A 20477-nucleotide genomic window follows, 5' to 3' on the forward strand; every position below is an offset into this window, starting at 1 on the left:
GGGTGCGCACATGACCAGAACTGCGGGGATCGCGGGGGACGGGGCGCATGGTCAGTTCTGGCCATCGACAGCCCGGGGAGGAGGGGGCTAGCGTCCGGGAGGGTGTCCGGCTGGACGCCGCCCGCGCTGCCGGCGCGCTGGGCCGCGGCCGCGCGCCCGCCCCTCGTCGGCCGGCGCACGGAGATCGCCGTGGTGGAGGCCGCGTGGGACGCGGTGACCGGCGGCGCCCGCCAGGTCGTCCTCCTCGGCGGGGAACCCGGGGCGGGCAAGTCGCGGCTGCTCGCCGAGCTCTGCTGCACGCTGCACGGCCGCGGTGCCGCGGTGCTCCTCGGCGGGTGCGTCGAGGAGCTCGGCCCGCCCTACCAGCCGTTCGTCGAGCCGGCCGAGGCGCTGCTGTCCGGCCCGTGGGCGGGTGCGCGGCGGGACGCGCTCGCCCGGCTCGCGGGCCGGGTCGCGGTCGCCGACGGCCCGGAGCCCGACGGCCGGCGGGAGCTGTTCGAGGCCGCCGCGGCCGCGGTCCGGGCGCTGGCCGCGACCCGGCCGGTCGTCCTCGCCCTGGAGGACCTGCACTGGGCGGGCACGGCCGGGCTGCAGCTGCTCGGCCACCTCGTGCGGCGGACGGCGGAGTGCCCCCTGCTGGTGCTGGCCACCCACCGGACGACCGCGCCCGAGCGGTCGGCGGAGCTGACCGGCGCGATCGCCGCGCTGTACCGGCTCGACGGCGTCCGGCGGCTGGACCTGCCCGGGCTGCCCACCGAGGCCGTCGCGGAGTACCTGGCCGCCGAGGCGGGGCTGGCGCCGCACCGGGCGCGGGCCGCGGCCCCGCTGCTGCGGGACCTCACCGGCGGCAACCCGTTCCTCCTCCGGGAGCTGGTGCGCGAGGGGGCCGGCCGGGGCACCCCGCCGGACGCGGTCCCCGCGACGCCGCTGTCGGTGCGCGACATGGTCGCCAGCCGGCTGGACCGGCTCACCACGCCGGAGCGGCAGACCCTCGAGCTGGCCGCCGTCGTGGGGGAGGAGCCCGACCCCGCCACGGTCCTCGCGGTCTCCTCCTGGGCCGCCGACACCACCCTGGCCGCCCTCGACACCGCGGTCTCCTTCGGGCTGCTGGAGCCGGCCGGGGCGGTCTTCCGGTTCCCGCACGCCCTGGCCCGGCAGGCGGTGCTCGACCTGATGCCGGCCACCCGCCGGGCCCGGGAGCACCTCCGGGTCGCCGGGGTCCTGGAGGCCGGCGGGCCGGGCGATGGTGCCCCGGGGAGCGGTGCGCCGGGCAACGGCGCGCCGCCGGGTCGGCGCACCCAGCGGCTGGCCCACCACTACGCCGAGGCCGCGGCGCTCGGCTGCGTCGACCAGGCGGTCCGGTACCTGACGGAGGCGGCGCAGGCGGCCTCGCGCAGCCTCGCCCACGAGGACGCCGCCCGGTGGCTGGAGCGGGCGGCGGGGCTGTCCGCCGACGCCCGGCACCCGCTGCTGCTGGCGGCCGCGCGCAGCCACCTGCTCGGCGGCGACTCGACCCGCGCGCGGGAGCTGTTCGCCGAGGTCGCCGGCTCGGCCGACCCGCGGGTGCGGCTCGAGGCGGCCATCGGCTTCGAGGCGGCGTCCTGGCGCCCCGGGCTGCTCGGGCACCGCGCGGTGGAGATGCTCACCGGCGCGCTGCAGGCGGTGCCGCACGAGGCCTCCGACCCGCTCTACGTGCGGGCGCTCGCCGGCCTCGGCCGGGCCCTGGCGTTCACCGGGGCCACCGCGCAGTCCGCCGAGCTCGGCCGGCGCTCCGTGGCGCTGGCCCGGGACCTCGGCGACGAGGCGCTGCTCGCCGACGTGCTGGCGGCGAGCCTGTGGAACGGGCTGGGCCCGGCCGAGGCCCCCGGGAAGCTGGCGCGGGCGACCGAGGTGGTCCGGCTGGCCCGGCGGACCGGCACGCTCGGGCACGTGGGGCCGGCGTCCTTCTGGCGGGCCGCCATGTCCTACGTCCGGGGCGCACCCCAGGACCTCGCGGAGGCGCACGAGGACGTGCGGTCCGTGGTGCGGGCGACGGGGGAGCTCTACCACGAGTACGTGGGCGGGTGCATCGAGTACGGCCGCCGGTTCGCCGTGGGCGACCTCCCGGGAGCCGACCGGACCTGCGCGCGGCTGCTGGAGCTGGGGGAGTCCTTCGGCACCGACGACACGGAGGGCAGCTACGGGGTCCAGGCCTACATGGTGCGGCGGGAGTCCGGCGCGCTGGCCGCGGTGCGGCCGCTGCTGCGCGGGGACGAGGCGCCGGAGGAGCACTGGGCGCCGGGGCTGCTCGCGCTCTACACGGAGCTCGGTCTCGACGGGCCGGCGGCGCGGCTGCTCGGCTGGCTGCTCGACGGCCGGCTGGAGCGGTACGCGGACTCCGCGCAGTGGCCCGGCGTGCTCGCCTTCCTGGTCGAGGCCGCGCTGCACCTGGGGGACGACGCGGCGCTGACCCGGCTGCGGCCCCGGATGGCCGAGTACGCGGGGACGAACCTGCTCGCCGGTCAGTTCGTCGCCGTCTTCGGCAGCGCCGACCGCTACCTCGGGGAGATCGACTCCGCGCGGGGGCGGGGGTCCGCCGAGGCGCTGCTGGAGTCGGCCGTCGCGATGGACACCCGGATGGGGGCCACGCTGCACCGGGCGCAGAGCCTGGCCGCCCTGGCCGCGCACCTGCGGCGCGCCGGCGCCCCGGCCCGCCGGGTGCAGGAGGCCGCCGAGGAGGCGCGGCGGCCGGCGCGGGAGCTCGGGCTGCGGCGGGTCCTGGCCGCGCTGGACCGGATCGGCCCGCCGGAGCAGCCCCGCGGGGCGGACGGGCGGCCGCCGTCCCGCCCGGCCGGCCTCACCGAGCGGGAGGCCGAGGTGCTCCGGCTGGTGGGCGAGGGCCTGCTCAACCGGGAGATCTCGGCGCGCCTGGTGATCAGCGAGAACACGGTCGCCAACCACGTCCGCAGCATCCTGGCCAAGACGGGCAGCGGGAACCGCACGCAGGCGGCGCGCTACGCGGCCACCCACGGGCTGCTCGACGGGTCAGACGGCGGCCAGTGACCCGTCCGGCCGCACCGTGGCGGTCAGCTCGACGACCACGTCGGCCGGCAGGCCGGCCCGGACGGCGGCCCGCCGGATGGCGTCGGCGGTGGGCGCCTCGTAGAGGCAGTAGGTCTTGCGCTTGTCGGCGGAGAGGAACGAGTACAGCCAGCGCACCCCCTCCTCGTCGTTGACCTGGTTGACGCCGTCGGCGGCCTCGGCGCTGACCTCGAGGGCATCGGCGAACCGGCGCTCGATCATGAAGACGGGCATGGCAGGACCTCCCGGTCCGGGCGGCGACCGTCCCCCGACCGTACCGACGTCTCCGCAGGTGGCACAGGGGCCGGTCAGTGGTGGAGCAGCGCGAAGGTGGCCACCGCGTGCACCAGCGCCCGCCCCTCCTGCTCCACGTCGGCCTCGCAGACGGTCAGGTGCTCGCCCCGGGTGCGGACCCGCGCGGTCACCTCCATCGCCCCGGGCCTGCCCGGGCGGAGGTAGGTGACGGTGAGCTGGCTGGTCGCCGGGACGTCGTGGTCCTCGGTGGTGCTGCGCACGGCCCGGCCCATCGCCGTGTCGACCAGCGTGGCCAGCACGCCGCCGTGCACGGTGCCGGCCGGGTTCAGGTGCTCCTCGCGGGCGGTGAACCCCAGGTGGGCGGCACCGTCGTCGGCACGGGTCACGACGGCGCCGAGCCGTCCGGCGAAGCCCTCGGGGTCGGTCGAGTCGGTCACCCGCGGCCCCCTACCCGCGGGCGGCCCCGGCCACGCGCGCACGCCGGCGGTGGCCGCCCGGTGTGGCAGCTCCTCCCCGGTGGTGGCACGGTTCGGCGTGACGGCGCGGCGCGGGGCCGCCGATCCCCCGCCGACGCGCCGGTGTCCGAGGAGTTGCCGCTGTCGCGCACGGAGGTGTCCGCATGAGGTCCGGAACGATCCGCGCCGGGGGGTGCAGGCCGTGAGCGTCCCGGGGACCCTGCCCTGGTGGGAGGACGGCGAGCGGTTGTTCGCCACCGCGCTGGGCCGGCTGACCGACGAGGAGTTCGACGCGCCGACGCTGCTGCCCGGCTGGGACCGCCGGCACGTGCTCGGCCACGTCGCCCGCAACGCCGACGCGCTGGTCAACCTGCTCACCTGGGCGCGCACGGGCGTCGAGACGCCCATGTACCCCTCGACCGGCGCGCGGGACGCCGGGATCGCCGAGGCGGCCGCGCTGGACCCGCCGGTGCTGCGCGCCGAGGTGCTGGACGCGACGCGCCGGCTGGCCGAGGCGGTCCGCACGCTGCCGGAGGACCGCTGGTCGGCCCCGGTGCGCACCGCGCAGGGCCGCGAGGTGCCGGCCGCCGAGGTGCCGTGGATGCGCTGCCGGGAGGTGTACGTGCACGCGGTCGACCTCGACGCGGGCGTCGGTTTCGAGGACGTCGACGACGAGGTGCAGGCCGCGATGGTCGACGACGTGTTCCGCATGTGGGACCGCCGCGACGCGGTGCCCGACGTCGTGGTGTTCGCCGGCGACCGGGAGTGGGGGACCGGGGCGGTCGCCGTGTCCGGCCCGCTCCCGGCGGTGACCGCCTGGCTGACCGGGCGCTCGGCCGGTGACGGGCTGCAGGCCGACGGCGGGATCCCGGCGGTGCCGGTCTGGCTGTGACGCCGGGACGGCGCCCGGGCGGGGCCGGCGGCTACCCCGCGGGGCGGTCCGTCGCCGGCTCCGGGCGGCGCTGCAGGAAGTAGGCGCCCAGCGCGCCGGCCAGGGTCGCGAAGACGGCGACCGAGTAGACCGCGAGGACGACGTCGAGCACCCGCGCCACCGGGCCGCCGGCCGACAGCGGCTCCCCGGTGACCGTGGCGAGCGCCGCCTCGTGCAGCGCCGGGCCGTAGCTCGGGTAGGCGCCCACCACGTAGAGCAGCTGGCTGGCCGCCAGCACGACCACCCCCGTGACGGCGCCCAGCAGCCCCACCCGGCCCGAGAGCAGCCGGCCGGCCGACCGCGAGCCGCGCACCGCCGCCGACAGCACCCCGCCGACCCGGGCGGCCCGCAGCAGGGTCAGCGCACGGGCGAAGCGCAGGAACGGCAGGGCGAGGAAGAGCACCTGCCACCAGTTGCGCGTCCAGAAGCGGCGCCGGTCGCGTGCGGTGGCCGCCCGGAGCAGGAACTCGGCGACGAACACCGCCCAGAGCAGCCAGCCGCCGACCACCAGCGCGGTGACCAGCCACGGCTCGCGCGCCAGCGACTGGCCGAGGACGACGAAGACGAACAGCACGCCCAGGACGCCCATGGGCCGGTCCAGCCGCCGGGCCAGACCCTCCCGCTCCGGCCCCTCGTCGCCCGCCCGCGTCCGCGCTCCCGCCTCGACAGCCATGCACCGGCCCTACCCCGCACCGCGCGCGGACCTGCTGTGCCCGGGCGGGGTCGCGGCTAGCCTGCCCCGCCGTGGCCGTGCGGAGGAAGACCTGGATCGGGCTGGCAGCGCTGCTGGCGGTCGTGGCGGTGGGCGCGTTCGTGCTGGTGTGGTTCCAGCCGCAGAAGCTGCTCTACGACAGCGCGGTCGCCGAGGCCCTGCCCTCGACGGCGGGGACGGCGGGCGCGGCGGGCGGCGGGTCGATCGCCGGTGCCCGCGAGCCGGTGGAGCTGGCCCGCGGCACCTTCGTCTCCCACGAGCACGCCACGTCCGGTTCGGTGCGGGTGCTCCGGCTCCCCGACGGCCAGGTCGTGGTCCGCCTCGAGGGCCTCGACACCTCCAACGGGCCCGACCTGTACGTCTACCTCTCGGCCACGCCGGCGGACGGCGACCAGGCGACGGTGGACGAGGAGTTCGTCGACCTGGGCCGGCTCAAGGGCAACGTGGGGGACCAGAACTACGCCGTCCCCACCGGGGTGGACCCGGGGGACTGGGCCAGCGTGGTGATCTGGTGCGAGCGGTTCCGGGCCTCCTTCGGCGCCGCGGACCTCGTCCCGGCCGCGGCCGTCTAGGCCCCGCCCGGGGCGTCAGCGCTTCGGGAACCCCGCCGTCTCGTAGGCTGCCGGTGCCGCGGTGGCCCGGCGCGACGGGGGTGTGCCCGGCCACCGCGTGCTCCCCGGCGGGTCAGCCCCCGGGCAGGCGGCGCAGGAGGACGCCGGCGACGGCGACCGCCTCGGCCGGGACCGCGTCGGCGTCCGCCGCGGCCCGCAGCCACGCCGCCAGCGGGCCGGCCACCTCGGGGGAGAGCGCGGCGATCCACGCGCCGGTCCCGGCCCGGGCCTCCGCGACGTGCTCGGTGCCGCCGCCGGGGGCGTGCGCGACCACCTCCGGCCGGCTGGCCAGCAGGCCCTGCAGCCGCCAGTCCCCGGGGGTGCTGCGCGCGGCCAGGGCGGCGAGCCGGTCGGCCGCCGCCCGCAGCGCGGTGCGCTCGTCCACGCCGGGTCAGCCGCGGCGCATCGGCACGTGCGGGATGCCGTCCTCGACGTAGCCGGGGCCGCTGCGCCGGAACCCGAACCGCTCGTACCAGCCCTCCAGGTGGGCCTGGGCGCCCAGCGTCACCGGCGTCCCCCCGCAGAGCTCCAGCCCGGCCTCGACCAGCCGGGCGGCCAGGCCGCGGCCGCGGGCGGGCGCCGCCGTCGCGACCCGGCCGATCGCCCGGGTCGCCCCGTCGTCGAGCAGGCGGAGGGTGGCCAGCACCGTGCCGTCCTCCTCGAACCAGAGGTGCACGGTGCCCGGCTCGGTGTCCCGGCCGTCGAGCTCCGGGTAGGGGCAGTGCTGCTCCACCACGAAGACGTCGACCCGCAGCCGGCACAGCGCGTACACCTCGAAGGGCGTCAGCTCGGCGAAGCGGGCCGTCCGCAGGCGGGGGAGGGGGCCGGAGGTCACCCGGGAGTTCTACCCCAGCACCCCCCGGCGCCCCGGCGTGGTACACCTTCTGTGAGGTATGCCTTGCCTATCCCAACCGGGGGAGACCGTTCCGTGACCAGGCCCGCGCGCCCAGCCGTCGCCGTCCTCGGCGCCCTGACCGCCGCCGCCGCGCTCGCCGGCTGCGGCGCGGACGACGCGTCGGCCGCCGAGACGCTCACCGTCTACAGCGCCCAGCACGAGAGCCTGGTCCGCACCATGCTCGAGGACTTCACCGCCGAGACCGGCATCGAGCTGGAGTTCCGCGACGCCAACGACGCCGAGCTGGCCAACCAGATCGTGCAGGAGGGCGAGGCCTCGCCGGCCGACGTCTTCCTCACCGAGAACAGCCCGGCGATCGACATCCTGGACGACGAGGGCCTGCTGGCGCCGCTCGAGCAGTCCACCCTCGACCAGGTGGGGGAGCGGTACCGGCCGTCGTCGGGCACCTGGACCGGCTTCGCCGCCCGCTCCACCGTCCTCGTGTACAACCCCGAGCAGCTGCCCGAGGCCGAGCTGCCCGCCTCGATCCTCGACCTCGCGGACCCGGCGTGGGAGGGCCGCATCGGCATCGCCGCCGGTGGCCCGGACTTCCAGGCCATCGTGGCCGCCGTCCTGGCGATGGAGGGCGAGGAGGCCACCCGCGCCTGGCTGGAGGGGCTCGAGCGCAACGCCGACGTCTACCAGAGCAACACCGCCGTGATGGTCGCCGCCGACGAGGGCGAGATCGACGCCGGGGTCATGTACCACTACTACTGGTACCGCGACCAGGCGGAGAACGCGCTCAAGGGGGACGACGCCCGGCTGCACTACTTCCGCGGGCAGGACCCGGGCGCCTTCCTCAGCGTCTCCGGTGCCGGCGTGCTCGCCTCCTCCGACCAGCCCGAGGAGGCCCAGCAGCTGGTCGCCTACCTGACCGGCCCCGAGGCGCAGCGCAAGCTGGCCGAGAGCAGCGCGCTGGAGTACGCGGTGGGCGCGGGTGTCGACTCCGCCGACGCGCTCCCCGCCCTCGACACGCTGGAGGCGCCGCCGGTCGACCCGGGTGAGCTCGACCAGCGGCGGGTCACCGAGCTGATGCAGGAGGTCGGGCTGCTCTGAGCGCCGTCCGGGCCCCGGAGGCCGCGGCGGGTCCCGTGACGGCGCCCGCGGTCCGGGCCCCGCTGCGCCGCACGCCGGTCACGGTGGCGCTCGCGGTCGCGGTGGCCGCGCTCGCGCTGCTGCCGCTCGGGTACGTCCTCGTCTCCGCCGGCGGGGTCGGCTGGACCGGGCTCCGCGAGCTGGTCTGGCGCCCGCGGGTCGGCGAGCTGCTCTGGAACACCGTCCGGCTGGCCGGCGGGACCGTGCTGCTCAGCGTGGTCCTCGGCGTCGGCGCGGCCTGGCTGGTCGAGCGGACGGCGCTGCCCGGGCGCCGGGTCTGGCACGTGCTCCTGGTCGCCCCGCTCGCCGTCCCGGCGTTCGTCAACGGCTACGCCTGGATCTCCCTGCTGCCCGGGCTGGACACCTACGGCGGGGCGCTGCTGGTCGTCACGCTGTCCTACTTCCCGTTCGTCTACCTGCCCGTCGTCGCCGCCTTCCGCGGCCTCGACCCCGCCCTGGAGGAGACCGCCCGAGGCCTCGGGCTGTCCACCTGGTCGGTGTTCCGCCGCGTCCAGCTGCCGCAGCTGCGGGTGGCGGTGCTCGGCGGTGGCCTGCTCGTGGGGCTGCACGTCCTGGCCGAGTTCGGCGCGCTGCAGATGCTGCGGTACGCGACGTTCACGACCGCGATCTACGACCAGTACCGGGCGACCTTCGACGGGCCGGGCGCCACGGCGCTGGCCGGCGTCCTCGTGCTGCTGTGCGTGGTGCTGCTGCTGGCCGAGGTGCGGCTGCGCGGCCGGCACGGCTACGCGCGCACCGGCGCCGGGGTGGCCCGGGCCGGGCGCCCGCTCCGGCTGGGCCGGCTGACCGCGCCCGCGCTGGCCGCGCTCGCCGCCCTGGTCGTCCTCGCGGTGCTGGTGCCGCTGGCCGCCCTCGCCACCTGGCTGGTCCGCGGCTCGTCGGCCGCCCTCGACACCGGTGCCCTGCTGCAGACCACCGGCACGACGCTCGGCCTGGCCGCGGTCGCCGCCGCGGTGACCACCGCCATGGCGCTGCCCACCGGGTGGCTGGCCGTGCGCGCGCGGGGGCGGGTGGCCACCCTCCTCGAGCGCAGCACCTACCTGGGCAGCTCGGTGCCGGCGATCGTCATCGCGCTGGCACTGGTCACCTTCGCCATCGACGTCACCCCGTGGCTCTACCAGACGGTGCCGGTGCTGCTGGTCGCGTACGCCGTGCTCTTCCTCCCGAGGGCCGTCGTGACCGTGCGCGCCGCCGTGGAGCAGTCGCCGCGGGTGCACGACGAGGTGGCGGCCTCGCTGGGCGCGTCGGCGCCCGAGCGGCTGCGGCGGGTCACCCTGCCGCTGCTGGCACCGGGCATCGCAGCCGGCGCCGCCCTGGTCTTCCTCGCGGTCGTCACCGAGCTCACGGCCACGCTGCTGCTGGCCCCCACCGGCACGTCGACGCTGGCCACCGCGTTCTGGTCGGCCAGCAGCGCGCTGGAGTACGGGGCCGCCGCGCCGTACGCCGTGGTCATGGTGCTGCTCTCGGCGCCGGCCGCGGTCCTCCTGTCCCGCGACGCCTGGCGAGGTGCGACCCCGTGAGCTCCCTGACCGTCACCGCCGTGGGCCGGTCCTTCGGGTCCACCCCGGTCCTCGCCGGGGTGGACCTGCACGTCCCGGAGGGCAGCCTCACCGCGCTGCTCGGGCCCTCGGGGTGCGGCAAGACGACGCTGCTGCGGCTGGTGGCCGGCTTCGACGACCCGGACACCGGGACCATCGCCGTCGGCGGGCGGGTCGTCGCCGGCGCGGGGCGCAGCGTCCCCGCCCGGCACCGCCGCATCGGCTTCGTGCCGCAGGAGGGCGGGCTGTTCCCGCACCTGTCGGTGGCCGGCAACGTCACCTTCGGCCTGCCCCGCCGGCAGCGCCGGGACGCCGGCCGGGTGCGCGAGCTCCTCGGCCTGGTCGGCCTGGACGCCGACCTGGCCGGGCGCTCGCCGCACCAGCTCTCCGGCGGCCAGCAGCAGCGGGTCGCCCTGGCCCGGGCGCTGGCCCCCGGCCCGTCCCTCGTCCTCCTCGACGAGCCGTTCTCCTCGCTGGACGCGTCCCTGCGCGAGGAGACGCGCCGGGCGGTCGCCGACGCCCTGTCCGCCGCGGGGGCGACCGCCGTGGTGGTGACCCACGACCAGGCCGAGGCCCTGTCGACGGCCGACCAGGTGGCGGTGCTCCGCGGGGGGCGGCTGGTGCAGCTGGCCGACCCGCGCACGCTGTACCGGGCGCCGCAGGACCTCGACGTGGCCGCGTTCGTGGGGGAGGCCGTCGTGCTCCGCGGGGAGGTCCGGGACGGCGTCGCGGGCACCGTGCTCGGCCTCCTCCGGCTGGCGCGGCCCTGCCCGGACGGGCCGGCCCGCGTGCTCGTGCGGCCCGAGCAGCTGCGCCTGGCCCCGCCGGGCGTCGGCCGGGTGCCGGCCCGGGTGCGGGGGGTGGACTTCTTCGGCCACGACGCCCGCGTCCGCCTCGAGCTGCTCTCGGGCGAGGCGGTCACCGCCCGGGTCGAGGGCGGGGAGCTGCCCGCGGCGGGCGACGACGTCGGCGTCGACGTCGTCGGCGCGGGGCTGCCCTACCCCGCCGGCCCGGCCGGGGCCGGCCCCGTGGTGCCGTCCGCGCAGGACCCGGTGCCCCAGCTCGGTTAGGTGTGCCTAAGCTCACCTGCCGTGGACCTCTTCCTCTTCACCGTCGACCCCGGCTGGGGTGCCGACGTGGTCGCGGCGGGCGCGGCCGGGATCGTCGTCGACTGGGAGCGGCGCGGCAAGCACCGCCGCCAGCGGGGGGAGGGCACCCAGATCAACGCCGACACCCCCGGCGACCTCGCCAGGATGCGCGCCGCCACCGACGGCCGGCTGCTGTGCCGGGTCAACGGCTACGGCCCGTGGACGGCGGCCGAGGTGGACGACGCCGTCGCCCGCGGCGCCGACGAGGTGCTGCTGCCCATGGTCCGCACCGCCGAGGAGGTCGACCGCACCCTGGAGCTCGTCGGCGGCCGCTGCGGGCTCGGCATCCTGGTCGAGACCGTCGACGCCGTGGCCGCGGCCGCCGAGCTGGCCCGCAGGCCCCTGTCGCGGGTGTACGTGGGCCTCAACGACCTGCGCATCGACGGGCGGGCGACGTCGCTGTTCCTGCCGCTGTGCGACGGCACGGTGGAGGCCGTCCGCGCCGCCACCCGGCAGCCGTTCGGGGTCGGCGGGCTGACCCTGCCCGAGCGGGGTGCGCCGGTGCCCGCGTGGCTCCTGGCCGCCGAGCTGCTCCGCACCGGCACGGACTTCACCTTCCTGCGCCGCTCCTTCACCGCCGACATGGCCGGGCGGGACCCGTTCGTGGAGGTGCCCCGCCTGCTCGCCTCGCTCGACGACCTGCGCGTGGCCGGGCCCGGGCGCGCCGCCGCCCACCGCGACGCCTTCGTGGCCGCGGTCACCGGGGTGAGCGGCGGCGGGGCCGCCCGGCCGGCGTGAGGACCCGCTCCCGGGCGGCGGTCACCGGAGCCGGGGGGTTCGTCGGCCGGCACCTGGTCGCCCGGCTGCGGTCCGACGGGTGGGACGTCACCCCGCTCACGCGGGCGGCGGTCGACCTGGCCGACCCCGGCGCCGGGGCCGCCGCGGTGCGGGCCGCCGACCCCGACGTCGTGTTCTCCCTGGCCGCCGGGCGGGCCAAGGGGTCGCCCGCCGAGCGGGCCGCCACCACGGCCGTGAACACCAGCCCGTGGCTGGTCGACGCGCTGCCCGACCGGTGCCGGGTCGTCGTCCGGCTCGGGTCGTCCACCGAGTACGCCGCCGGTCCCGCCCCGCTGGCGGAGGACGCCGCGCTGCGCCCCCGCGGGTTCTTCGGCGCCACCAAGGCCGCGGGCTCGCTGCTCCTGCAGGCCGCGGCGGCCGAGCGGGGGGTGCGCGCGGCCGTGCTGCGGGCCTTCCAGGTCTACGGCCCCGGCGACCACCCGACCCGGCTGGTGCCCGTCGTGCTGGACGCCGCGCGCACCGGGGCCGCCGTGCCGCTGCCGGCCCGGGTCAGCCGGCGCGACTGGGTGTGGGTCGGCGACGTCGTGGACGCCTGCGTCCGGGCCGCCCTCGCCGACGACCTGCCGCCCGGGCAGGTCCTCAACGTCGGCACCGGCGTGCAGACCGCGACCGAGGAGCTGGTCGCCACCGCGGCCCGGGTGACCGGGCGGCCGATCGCCACCGTGCCCGGCGCCCACCCGGGGCGGGAGTGGGACACCGACTGCTGGGTCAGCGACCCCCGGCTGGCGCGCGAGCTGCTCGGCTGGACGCCGACGGTGGACCTCGCCGAGGGGCTGGCCCGGACGTGGGCGGCCGGGCGGTGAGCGGAGCCCGCACCGGCGCGGTGCCGGCGGTCGCCGTCGTCGTCCCCGTCTACCGCAACGAGGCGACGCTGCGCCCGCTCGTGGACCGGCTCGCCGCCGCGCTGACCGGCCGGGAGTGGCGGGTGCGCCTGGTCGTGGACGCCTCGCCCGACGGCAGCGCCGGGGTGGCGCGCGGTCTCGCGGCCGCCGACCCGCGGGTCGGGGTCACCGTGCTCCCGGTCAACGGCGGCCAGCACGCCGCGCTGGCCCGGGGCCTGGCCGACGAGCCGGCCGCCGGCGCCTGGGTGTGCATGGACGCCGACCTGCAGGACCCGCCCGAGGCCGTGCCCCTGCTGCTCGACCGGCTGGCCGGCGGTGACGTCGGGGCCGTCTTCGCCGGCCGGCGCGGTGCCTACCAGGCGCCGGGACGGCGGCTGACCGGGGAGCTGCACCGCCGGGTCGCGGCCCGCCTCACCGGGCTCCCCCCGGACGCGGGTGCCTTCCTGGCGATGGGGCCGGACGTCCGCGCCGCCGTCCTCACCGCGGGGGCGCCGAGCGTGGTCCTGGCCGTGGCGGCCGCGCGCCGTCCCGTGGCCAGCGTCCCGGTCGTGCGGGACCGCCGCCCCGAGGGCCGCTCGGCGTGGACGGCGCGGGCGCGGCTGGCCCAGTCCGCCCGCTCGCTGGCGTGGGCCCGCCGGGCGCGGGTCAGCGCTCCCAGCGCTGGACCACCAGGTCGGTCTTGACGGCCGGGAAGGCGGTCTCCCCGGTGAGCCGCCAGCCCGCGGCCCGGAGGATCCCGTCGTCGTCGGTCGGGACCGGCTCGCCGTCGATGAGCCGGCGGACCAGCCAGACCCGGCCGTCGGTGACGGGGGCGGTGACGGGGGCGGTGACGGGGGCATCGTCCGGTGGGAGGACCACGTCGGGCCGCAGCCGCGGCGCGGCGGTGCGCACGTAGTGGTCCAGGCCGGTCGCCGCCCGCTGGTCGGCGGCCACCACGGGCTCGCCCGCCCGCTGCTCGGCGGCGAGGAACGCGACCACGTCGTCGGCCCGCTCCCGCGGCTCGCGGGTGGCCAGCGGCGAGGCGGCGAGCAGCGACAGGGCGACCAGCAGGGCCGCGGCCGGGGCGCGGGCGGCGCGGGGGAGGGCCAGCGCCCCGGCGGCGGCCAGGACCCCGAGGCCCAGCAGCCCGGCCAGCAGGTAGCGCGGCAGGTACACCGGCCGGACCAGCTCCGCGGCCGTCAGGAGCAGCAGCGGCACCAGCACCCAGCACGCCCCGATCACGCGCACGCCGGTGGCGCGCAGCGCGCCGACGAGCGCCAGGCCCACGGTCAGGTGCAGCAGCACCCGGGAGCCCCCGGCCCAGGCGGCGACGGCCAGGTCGGCCAGGGCGCCGTCGGTGGTCGTGAGGTGCTCGGCGTTGCGGGCGCCGGTGCCGTTGAGGAGGTTGACCCCGACCAGCCCGGCGACGGGGAGGGCGGCCGCGGCCCCGGTGAGGACGACGCGCAGCGCCCGGCGGCCGCGCAGGAGCAGGGCCGCGACGACGAACGCGGCCAGGGCGGTGACCGCGTACCAGTGCATGAGCCCCATGCCGGCCCCGGCCACCCCGAACAGCAGCAGCCCGCGGGGGCGCTCCTGCAGCCAGCGCACCAGCCCCAGCAGCGCACCTCCCGTGGCGAGCACGACCAGGCCGTAGCTGCGCGCCTCCACCGCCTGCTCCAGCAGCAGCGGGGCGGCGGCGAGCACCGAGCCGGCCACCACCCCCGTCGCGCGCCCGGCCAGCCGGGCCACCGCTCGGGTGACCAGGGCCAGGCCGCCGGCCGCGGCGAGCAGCGACAGCAGCCGCAGCGAGGTGTCGCCCCCCACCCCGGGCAGCGAGACCCAGGCGTGGGCCACGACGTAGTAGGGCGCGTTGTAGCTCGGGGGGACGTCGGCGAGGTAGCTCGTCGTCCCCCGCCCGGAGACGACCGCGCGCAGGATCTCCGCCAGGGGGAGCCGGGCCACCTCCGCGGTGAACAGCTCGTCGAACCACAGCCCGTGGCCGGGGGCCAGGAGCACGGCGCCCAGGAGGAGCAGCGACGCCGGCGGCAGCAGCTCCACCGGGGCCCACCGCGGCGAGCGCGGTGCGGCGAGCGCCGTCGGCCGGTCGAGGACGGGGGTCGCCGGGATGCGCACCCCGGCAGGTTAGGTGACCCTTGCCCGGCGTGCGGCGCCGCGGTCCGCGTCCCCCGCGGTGCACGGACCGTTCACCCGGCACCGGACGGTGGGCGGGGGCGGTCGCGGGTACGGCTGCGGGAGCGCGGCCGCCGGCCGCCCCGACGAGCGAGGAGACCTCCGTGACGTACATGGCCCCGCTGGACCCGTTCCAGGGCGAGGGAGACCAGGGCGGCGGCATCCCCGCGGCCGACCCCGGCCGCGGCGCCCCCGAGCCGGCCGAGGGCTTCGGTCCCGGGGCGGAGGAGCCCGACGTGCCCGAGCCGGGCCGGTCGCCCGTGGAGGCGGCGCACGCCGACGACGACCCGCCCCTCCCGACGCCGGACCCCGACCGGGTCGGCCCGGACGGGGGTCGCTGACCGGCGGCCGCCGCGCCGTCCCGCACGGAGGGGACGGCGCGGCGGCCTCGGGGCCCGGCGCGGGCGGCCCCGGACGGGCGCCGGCCGGTGCCCGGTCAGCCGGCCGGGACCGGGACCGGCGCCGGCACCTGCGTGCCCGCGCGGTGCCGGGCGGGCAGCCAGGCGGCGGCGGCCAGCGCGCCGGCGAGGCACACCCCGGCGCAGACCCAGGACCCGGCGGACAGGCCGTCGAGGAACGCGGTCCGGACGACGTCCGCCGCCGTCCCGCCGGGGACCCGCTCGGCCACCGCGGCGCCGGCCACCACCGAGTCGGCGGCCGCCTCGCGGACCGCTGCGGGCAGCCCGGCCAGACCGTCGCGCACCGCCGGGCCGTAGACGGTGGCCATCACCGAGCCGACGACGGCGACGCCGAGGGTGCCGCCGACCTCGCGGACGGTGTCGTTGACCGCCGACCCCGCGCCGGCCTGGTCGTCGGTGCGCAGGGCCCCCATGACGGCCTCGGTGGCCGGGCTGGTGACCAGGCCGAGCCCGCCGGCCATGAGCACCATCGCGACGATGACCCGGCCCCAGTAGGCGGAGTCGGCGGCGGTGCCGGCGGCCACCGCGAAGCCCGCCGCCATGGTGAGCAGCCCGGCGGTGACGACGGCCTTCGTGCCGACGGCGCGCATGGCGACGATGGCCAGCGGCGAGGTCGCGCCGATCACGACGGCGAAGGGCAGCGTGGCCAGCCCGGCGGCGAGGGTGTCGTAGCCGCGGACCACCTGGAAGTACTGGGTGATCAGGAAGATGAAGCCGAAGAGCGCGAAGAAGGCCAGGGCGATGGAGCCGCTGGCGACCGAGAAGCGGGCGTCGCCGAACAGCCGCACGTCCAGCAGCGGGTGCCGGCGGCGCAGCTCCCAGGCCACGAAGCCGGCGAGGGCGACCGCGGCGCCCGCGTAGCCGGCGATCGTGGTCGCCGAGGTCCAGCCGTGGTTCGGCGCCTCGATCGTCGTCCACACCAGCAGGCCGATGGCGGCCACCGAGCCCAGGACGCCGACCGCGTCGAGCCCACCGCCCTCGCCGGACCGGGACTCCGGCACGACCAGCCACCCCGCGACCAGGGCCAGCGCCGCCACCGGGAGGTTGACCAGGAACACCGAGCTCCAGGCGAAGTGCTCGAGGAGCAGGCCGCCGGTCACCGGCCCGATCGCCACGGCCAGCCCGGTGACCGCCGACCACACGCCGATGGCCGTGGCCCGCTCCCGCCGGTCGGTGAAGGTGGCGACCAGCAGCGCCAGCGTGGCCGGGTAGACCAGCGCGGCGCTCACCCCCATCGCGGCGCGGCCGGCCACCAGCTCGCCGGTGGTGTCGGCCAGCGTGGCCAGGTACGAGGTGACCGCGAAGCCGACCAGCCCCAGCTGCAGCACGCGCCGGCGGCCGAACCGGTCGCCGAGGTGCCCGCCCAGGAGCAGCAGCGCCGCGAAGGCCAGCGTGTAGCCGTCGACGATCCACTGCAGGCCGCTGGTCGAGGCGCCCAGCTCGCGGCCGAAGGTCGGCAGGGCGACGTTCACGATCGTGTTGTCGACGCTCACCAGGAGCACCGACAGGCAGAGGACGACGAGCACCCACCAGCGGCGGGGATCGGAGGTCGGGACCGGCTGCGCCATGGGGTGCTCCTCAGATGTGTGGAACGATGTGCTACAACGCTAGAACAGCGTTCTACACACGGTCAAGGGCAGGATGGGCGCGTGACGGAGAGCGGGCAGCGGACCCCCAGTCGGGACGTGGGCGCCGCCCTGCTCGACGCCGCCGAGCGGGTGCTCGTGCGCGACGGGCTGGACGCGGTGACGGTGCGGGCGGTCGCGAGCGAGGCGGGCGTGGCGCCCATGGGGGTGTACAACCGCTTCGGGAGCAAGGACGGCCTGGTCGCCGCCGTCCTCGTGCGCGGCTTCGACGGGCTGACCGCCGCGCTCACCGCCGTCCGGTCCGCCGACCCCGCGGACCGCCTGGTGGCCTGCGGCCGCGCCTACCGGCGCTTCGCCCTGGGGAACCCGGCGCACTACGCGGCGATGTTCGGGGCGGCCAAGCCCGCCGCGATCGAGCAGCTGGACGACGGCGGCGAGCTGGCCGAGCACGCCGGCGCGGCGTTCGGCGTGCTGGTGGAGACGGTGACCATGGCCATGGCCGCCGGGGTGCTGGGCCGGGCCGACCCCGTCGAGACCGCCCAGGTGGTCTGGTCGGCGGTGCACGGCGCGGTCTCGCTGGAGCTGGCCGGGGTGGTCCAGGCAGCCGACGCCGGGGCCGCCTTCGACCGCCTGCTGCGGATGGTCGCCGCCGGCCTCGCGCCCTGAGCGACCGGCCTACGGTCAGGGGCGTGCGGATCGTGTCGCTGCTGCCCTCGGCCACCGACGTGGTCGCCGCCCTGGGTCTGGGTGCCGACCTGGTCGGGATGACGTTCGAGTGCACCGCCCCGGAGGGCAGCGCCCCGGTGGTCGTCGTCGGGGGGCTGGAGACGGCCGGGATGACGCCGGGGGAGGTCGACGCCGCGGTGCGGGCGCGGGCGTCCGCCGGGGAGGACCTCTACACCCTGCACGCCGACGCCCTGGCCGGCCTGGACGCCGACCTCGTGCTCACCCAGGACCTGTGCCGGGTGTGCGCCCTGCCCGGGGCCACCGTCGCCGAGGCGCTCGGTCACCTCGGCAGCACCGCGCAGGTGCTGACGCTCGACCCGCACACCCTCGACGACGTCCTCGCCACGGTCACCGCGGTGGGGCGGGCGGCGGGGGTGCCCGACCGCGCGGCGGACCTGGTGGCGCGGCTGCGCGGCCGGCTCGACGCGGTGGCCGCGGCGGTCGCCGGGCGGCCCCGGCCCCGCGTGGTCGTGGTGGAGTGGGTCGACCCGCCGTTCACCGCCGGGCACTGGGTGCCCGACCTCGTGACCGCGGCCGGGGGTGAGCCGGTCGGCGCGACGAGCGGTGCCCGCTCGGTCCCGACGACGTGGGACGAGGTGCGCCGGGCCACCGCGGACCTCGTGCTGGTCGCCCCGTGCGGCTACGGCCTGGCGGCCGCGGTCGAGCAGGCGCGGTCGGTGCGCGACGAGCTGCCCGGGGTGCCGGTCTGGGCGATCGACGCCGACGGTCTCGTCGTCCGCCCGGGGCCGCGCCTGGTCGAGGGCGTGGCGGCGATCGCGTCGGTGCTGCACCCGGACGCCGTCCCGCCGTCCCCGTCGGTGGCGCGCGTGCGGGGGCCCGGCGGGTGAGCGGTCACGCCTCGTGGTCGTGCGGGTCGTCGGTCTCGGTCTGCGCGCGCCGCCAGAACGGGAAGACGATCCACCACCAGACCAGCAGCGCGGCGATGGCGATCGCGGCGATCCAGGCCTGGGTCATGTCGAAGATGACGTCGGTGACCAGCAGCACCGCGGAGCTGATCGCGAAGGCCAGCACGACCAGCCCGGCGAGGGCCGACCTGCTGCTGCGGCGCAGCAGCGCCTCCTTGTCCTTCTGCCGGAACAGCACCCGGTGCTGGGCCGCCGGTGCGATGAGCAGCCCGGTGGCCACCGCCGCGGCGAGCAGGGTGGCGTAGTAGACGTCCTGCTGGAAGGTGGTCAGCTCGGCGCCGCGCTGCTGGAACGGGACGATGAGCAGGAACGCGAACAGGAACTGCACGCCCGGCAGCGCGACCCGCAGCTCGTTGAGCAGCTCGAGCAGCTCCCGGTCGATCCGCTCCTTGTGGGTCTCCTCCGGCGACCCGCCGTCGCGGCGCCCGTGGCGCGGGGCACCCACCTCCGTCATCACCCTCACCGCCCTCGGCGTCCGCCTGCCGTTCACCTGCCGTTCACCTGGGAGGGATGACGGTAGTGCTCCGGAGGCGGCTGCTCCACGTCCGTCCTCCTCGCGGGTGGAGGAGTCGCCCGGGGGACGTCGGGCCGTGCACCGCGGGCCGTTCCGCCCTGCCGTCGTCCGCCCGGCCGACCGACGCTGGTGGCATGGAGACGACCCCTCGTCCGGCCGCCCCCGAGCCCGCGGCGGCCGCCCCGGCCGCGGAGCCGATGCTGATCGACGACGCCCTGCCGCGCTTCGACGTCACCCGCGCCGAGCACCTCGTCGTCGACGCCGACGTGGCGACGACCTGGGACGCGCTGCTCGACACCGACCTGCTCGACGTGCACACCCCGCTGCTGGACGCGGCCTTCTGGGTGCGCGGGCTGCCCGAGCGGCTGCGCGGCGCGCAGGGACGCGCGGAGCCGGCGTCGCTGCGCCTGGGCGGGGACGTGGCCATGGAGGGGTGGCTCGCGCTCGGCCGCCGGGAGCAGCGCGAGCTCGCCCTCGGCGCCATCGGCCGGTTCTGGCAGCCGGACATCACCTGGCGCGGCGCCGGCTCCCCGGAGGAGTTCGCCGCCTTCGACGAGCCCGGGTGGGGGCGCATCGCGGCCAACTTCTCGCTGCGTCCCTACGGCCGGGGCCGGACCCTGCTCAGCTACGAGGCGCGCACCGCCGTGCCCGACGCCCCGTCGCGGCGGAGGTTCGCCCGCTACTGGCGGGTCGTCGAGCCGTTCGTCGGGCACATCATGCGGGCGGCCCTGCGGGCCGTCGCCGAGCAGGCGCGCACCCGCGCGGCGGGAGGCGCGGCGGCCTGACCCGGCGCGGGGCGCCTCCCGGCGGTGTCGGGCGAGCCGACCCGGGGACGTCGTCCCCGGCGCCCTACGTCTCGGAGTGCCGCTGCACCCGCAGACGCAGGCGCTCGGGTGGCGTGCGTGGCCCGGGGCGTGGACCCCCGGGAGCGAGGTCGCGGTCAGCCCTCGGCGCGGTCGTGGCGGGGGATGACGCGGCCGACCGCCTCACGTGCCGTACCGGGCGGCCGCCCGGGCCCGTGCCCTGGCCGCCTCCACCTCGCGGTCGCGCGGCGGGGCGGAGGTCACCAGCGAGGACAGCAGCCGCGCCGAGGCCTCGGCGACCTCCGCGACCGCGCGGTCGAACGCCGCCGCGTTGGCCCGGGACGGCCGCGCCGAGCCGCTGATCTTGCGGACGTACTGCAACGCGGCGGCGCTGATCTCCTCGTCGGTGACCGGCGGCTCGAAGTTGGCCAGCGGGCGGATGTTCCGGCACATGCCCGGCAGCGTAGGAGCGGGCGCCGACGGTCGGGCGGGGATCGGCCCCCGCGGGCGGTGGGGCACGATCGGGCCGTGGGAGCTCGGGAGACGGTGCTGCTCGTGGACGCGGCCAACGTGGTGGGCTCCCGGCCCGACGGCTGGTGGCGGGACCGGGCCGGGGCGGCGGCGCGGCTGCTGGGCCGGCTGGCCGCGCTGCCCGGCCGGACCCTCGCCGGTCCCGGAGGCGCGCCGGTGCACCTGGCCGCCGTGGTGGTCGTCGTCGAGGGCGCCGCGCGGGACGTCCCGGCCCCGGAGCCCCTCACGGTCGTCCGGGCCCCCGGCAGCGGGGACGACGCCCTGGCCGAGCGGGCCGCTGCCCTCGGCGACGGCGTCCTGGTGGTGACCGCCGACCGGGGGCTGCGGGCCCGCCTGCCGCCGGGCGCCGCGGTCACCGGGCCGCGGTGGCTGCTCGCCGCCCTGGAGGAGGTGGTCCCACCGGGTTGTGCATGACGGGGTGGGGCCGGGGTACCGGCGGGCA

At 78.2% G+C, this 20477-nt stretch carries 23 protein-coding genes; 14 read left to right on the top strand and 9 right to left on the bottom strand.

Annotated features, from left to right (window positions below):
* Positions 1 to 102: 102 nt before the first annotated feature.
* Positions 103 to 3042, top strand: coding sequence for a helix-turn-helix transcriptional regulator (locus D0Z06_RS19340; RefSeq protein WP_158580040.1), 2940 nt, complete (start codon positions 103 to 105; stop codon positions 3040 to 3042).
* On the opposite strand, the gene D0Z06_RS19345 is transcribed toward D0Z06_RS19340, so the two are convergent.
* Positions 3025 to 3294: a DUF4242 domain-containing protein gene (locus D0Z06_RS19345; RefSeq protein ID WP_117379180.1), complete on the bottom strand. Its 270-nt coding sequence runs from the start codon at positions 3292 to 3294 to the stop codon at positions 3025 to 3027. The two genes, D0Z06_RS19340 and D0Z06_RS19345, sit on opposite strands and share 18 nt — an antisense overlap.
* Before the next feature lie 74 nt (positions 3295 to 3368).
* Positions 3369 to 3752 carry a PaaI family thioesterase gene (locus D0Z06_RS19350; RefSeq protein WP_117379181.1) on the bottom strand — a complete coding sequence of 128 codons (384 nt, stop codon included), beginning with the start codon at positions 3750 to 3752 and terminating at the stop codon, positions 3369 to 3371.
* A 220-nt stretch (positions 3753 to 3972) separates the two neighbouring features.
* Between D0Z06_RS19350 and D0Z06_RS19355 the strand changes: the two genes are divergently transcribed.
* Positions 3973 to 4662, top strand: coding sequence for a maleylpyruvate isomerase family mycothiol-dependent enzyme (locus D0Z06_RS19355; protein WP_158580041.1), 690 nt, complete (start codon positions 3973 to 3975; stop codon positions 4660 to 4662).
* Positions 4663 to 4693: 31 nt separating this feature from the next.
* On the opposite strand, the gene D0Z06_RS19360 is transcribed toward D0Z06_RS19355, so the two are convergent.
* Positions 4694 to 5374, bottom strand: a complete 681-nt coding sequence (locus tag D0Z06_RS19360) for a hypothetical protein (protein ID WP_117379183.1) — start codon at positions 5372 to 5374, stop codon at positions 4694 to 4696.
* 71 nt (positions 5375 to 5445) lie between these two features.
* Here D0Z06_RS19360 and D0Z06_RS19365 point away from each other — a divergent pair, with 71 nt between their 5' ends.
* The gene (locus D0Z06_RS19365; protein ID WP_199522424.1) at positions 5446 to 5985 is read left to right on the top strand and encodes a DM13 domain-containing protein; all 540 of its coding nucleotides are present in this window, start codon (positions 5446 to 5448) and stop codon (positions 5983 to 5985) included.
* 112 nt (positions 5986 to 6097) lie between these two features.
* On the opposite strand, the gene D0Z06_RS19370 is transcribed toward D0Z06_RS19365, so the two are convergent.
* Both D0Z06_RS19370 and D0Z06_RS19375 read right to left on the bottom strand, forming a co-directional pair.
* On the bottom strand, positions 6098 to 6409 hold the full coding sequence (locus D0Z06_RS19370) for a hypothetical protein (RefSeq protein WP_117379184.1): 312 nt from the start codon (positions 6407 to 6409) through the stop codon (positions 6098 to 6100).
* Positions 6410 to 6415: 6 nt separating this feature from the next.
* Positions 6416 to 6859 (bottom strand): GNAT family N-acetyltransferase, encoded by a 444-nt coding sequence (locus tag D0Z06_RS19375; protein ID WP_117379185.1) that lies wholly within the window; start codon positions 6857 to 6859, stop codon positions 6416 to 6418.
* Between the two features lie 93 nt (positions 6860 to 6952).
* Here D0Z06_RS19375 and D0Z06_RS19380 point away from each other — a divergent pair, with 93 nt between their 5' ends.
* From D0Z06_RS19380 to D0Z06_RS19405, 6 genes are read left to right on the top strand one after another with little or no spacing between them, the layout of a single operon-like run.
* The gene (locus D0Z06_RS19380) at positions 6953 to 7975 is read left to right on the top strand and encodes an iron ABC transporter substrate-binding protein (protein WP_117379186.1); all 1023 of its coding nucleotides are present in this window, start codon (positions 6953 to 6955) and stop codon (positions 7973 to 7975) included.
* 35 nt (positions 7976 to 8010) lie between these two features.
* Entirely contained in the window at positions 8011 to 9555 is a 1545-nt protein-coding gene (locus D0Z06_RS19385) for an ABC transporter permease (protein ID WP_233517817.1), read from the top strand.
* Entirely contained in the window at positions 9552 to 10643 is a 1092-nt protein-coding gene (locus D0Z06_RS19390) for an ABC transporter ATP-binding protein (protein ID WP_117379187.1), read from the top strand. The genes D0Z06_RS19385 and D0Z06_RS19390 overlap by 4 nt, the downstream gene beginning before the upstream one ends.
* 21 nt (positions 10644 to 10664) lie before the next feature.
* Positions 10665 to 11459, top strand: coding sequence for an aldolase (locus D0Z06_RS19395; protein ID WP_117379188.1), 795 nt, complete (start codon positions 10665 to 10667; stop codon positions 11457 to 11459).
* Positions 11456 to 12322 carry an NAD-dependent epimerase/dehydratase family protein gene (locus tag D0Z06_RS19400; protein WP_117379189.1) on the top strand — a complete coding sequence of 289 codons (867 nt, stop codon included), beginning with the start codon at positions 11456 to 11458 and terminating at the stop codon, positions 12320 to 12322. The genes D0Z06_RS19395 and D0Z06_RS19400 overlap by 4 nt, the downstream gene beginning before the upstream one ends.
* Entirely contained in the window at positions 12319 to 13044 is a 726-nt protein-coding gene (locus D0Z06_RS19405) for a glycosyltransferase (protein WP_233517818.1), read from the top strand. Before D0Z06_RS19400 ends, D0Z06_RS19405 begins: the two co-directional genes overlap by 4 nt.
* Here the strand turns inward: D0Z06_RS19405 and D0Z06_RS19410 are convergent.
* Entirely contained in the window at positions 13007 to 14473 is a 1467-nt protein-coding gene (locus D0Z06_RS19410) for a glycosyltransferase family 39 protein (protein ID WP_233517819.1), read from the bottom strand. The genes D0Z06_RS19405 and D0Z06_RS19410 overlap by 38 nt on opposite strands.
* A gap of 170 nt (positions 14474 to 14643) precedes the next feature.
* Here D0Z06_RS19410 and D0Z06_RS19415 point away from each other — a divergent pair, with 170 nt between their 5' ends.
* Positions 14644 to 14871 (top strand): hypothetical protein, encoded by a 228-nt coding sequence (locus D0Z06_RS19415; RefSeq protein WP_117379238.1) that lies wholly within the window; start codon positions 14644 to 14646, stop codon positions 14869 to 14871.
* Positions 14872 to 14966: 95 nt separating this feature from the next.
* Here D0Z06_RS19415 and D0Z06_RS19420 read toward each other — a convergent pair whose 3' ends face one another.
* On the bottom strand, positions 14967 to 16517 hold the full coding sequence (locus D0Z06_RS19420; protein WP_117379190.1) for a DHA2 family efflux MFS transporter permease subunit: 1551 nt from the start codon (positions 16515 to 16517) through the stop codon (positions 14967 to 14969).
* Positions 16518 to 16598: 81 nt separating this feature from the next.
* Between D0Z06_RS19420 and D0Z06_RS25915 the strand changes: the two genes are divergently transcribed.
* Together D0Z06_RS25915 and D0Z06_RS25920 are read left to right on the top strand one after the other, a co-directional pair.
* Positions 16599 to 17201 (top strand): TetR/AcrR family transcriptional regulator, encoded by a 603-nt coding sequence (locus D0Z06_RS25915; protein WP_199522425.1) that lies wholly within the window; start codon positions 16599 to 16601, stop codon positions 17199 to 17201.
* A gap of 23 nt (positions 17202 to 17224) precedes the next feature.
* The gene (locus D0Z06_RS25920) at positions 17225 to 18109 is read left to right on the top strand and encodes an ABC transporter substrate-binding protein (protein WP_199522426.1); all 885 of its coding nucleotides are present in this window, start codon (positions 17225 to 17227) and stop codon (positions 18107 to 18109) included.
* A 4-nt stretch (positions 18110 to 18113) separates the two neighbouring features.
* On the opposite strand, the gene D0Z06_RS19430 is transcribed toward D0Z06_RS25920, so the two are convergent.
* The gene (locus D0Z06_RS19430) at positions 18114 to 18641 is read right to left on the bottom strand and encodes a DUF6328 family protein (RefSeq protein WP_117379191.1); all 528 of its coding nucleotides are present in this window, start codon (positions 18639 to 18641) and stop codon (positions 18114 to 18116) included.
* A gap of 194 nt (positions 18642 to 18835) precedes the next feature.
* Between D0Z06_RS19430 and D0Z06_RS19435 the strand changes: the two genes are divergently transcribed.
* Positions 18836 to 19486 carry a hypothetical protein gene (locus D0Z06_RS19435; protein WP_117379192.1) on the top strand — a complete coding sequence of 217 codons (651 nt, stop codon included), beginning with the start codon at positions 18836 to 18838 and terminating at the stop codon, positions 19484 to 19486.
* Between the two features lie 201 nt (positions 19487 to 19687).
* On the opposite strand, the gene D0Z06_RS19440 is transcribed toward D0Z06_RS19435, so the two are convergent.
* The gene (locus D0Z06_RS19440; protein ID WP_117379193.1) at positions 19688 to 19957 is read right to left on the bottom strand and encodes a DUF2277 domain-containing protein; all 270 of its coding nucleotides are present in this window, start codon (positions 19955 to 19957) and stop codon (positions 19688 to 19690) included.
* A gap of 75 nt (positions 19958 to 20032) precedes the next feature.
* On the opposite strand from D0Z06_RS19440, the gene D0Z06_RS19445 reads away from it, so the two are divergent.
* Complete coding sequence (locus D0Z06_RS19445) at positions 20033 to 20449, top strand: hypothetical protein (protein WP_117379194.1); 417 nt, start codon at positions 20033 to 20035, stop codon at positions 20447 to 20449.
* The last annotated feature ends 28 nt before the right edge of the window (positions 20450 to 20477 follow it).

Source organism: Geodermatophilus marinus (assembly GCF_003428645.1).
GTDB lineage: Bacteria > Actinomycetota > Actinomycetes > Mycobacteriales > Geodermatophilaceae > Geodermatophilus.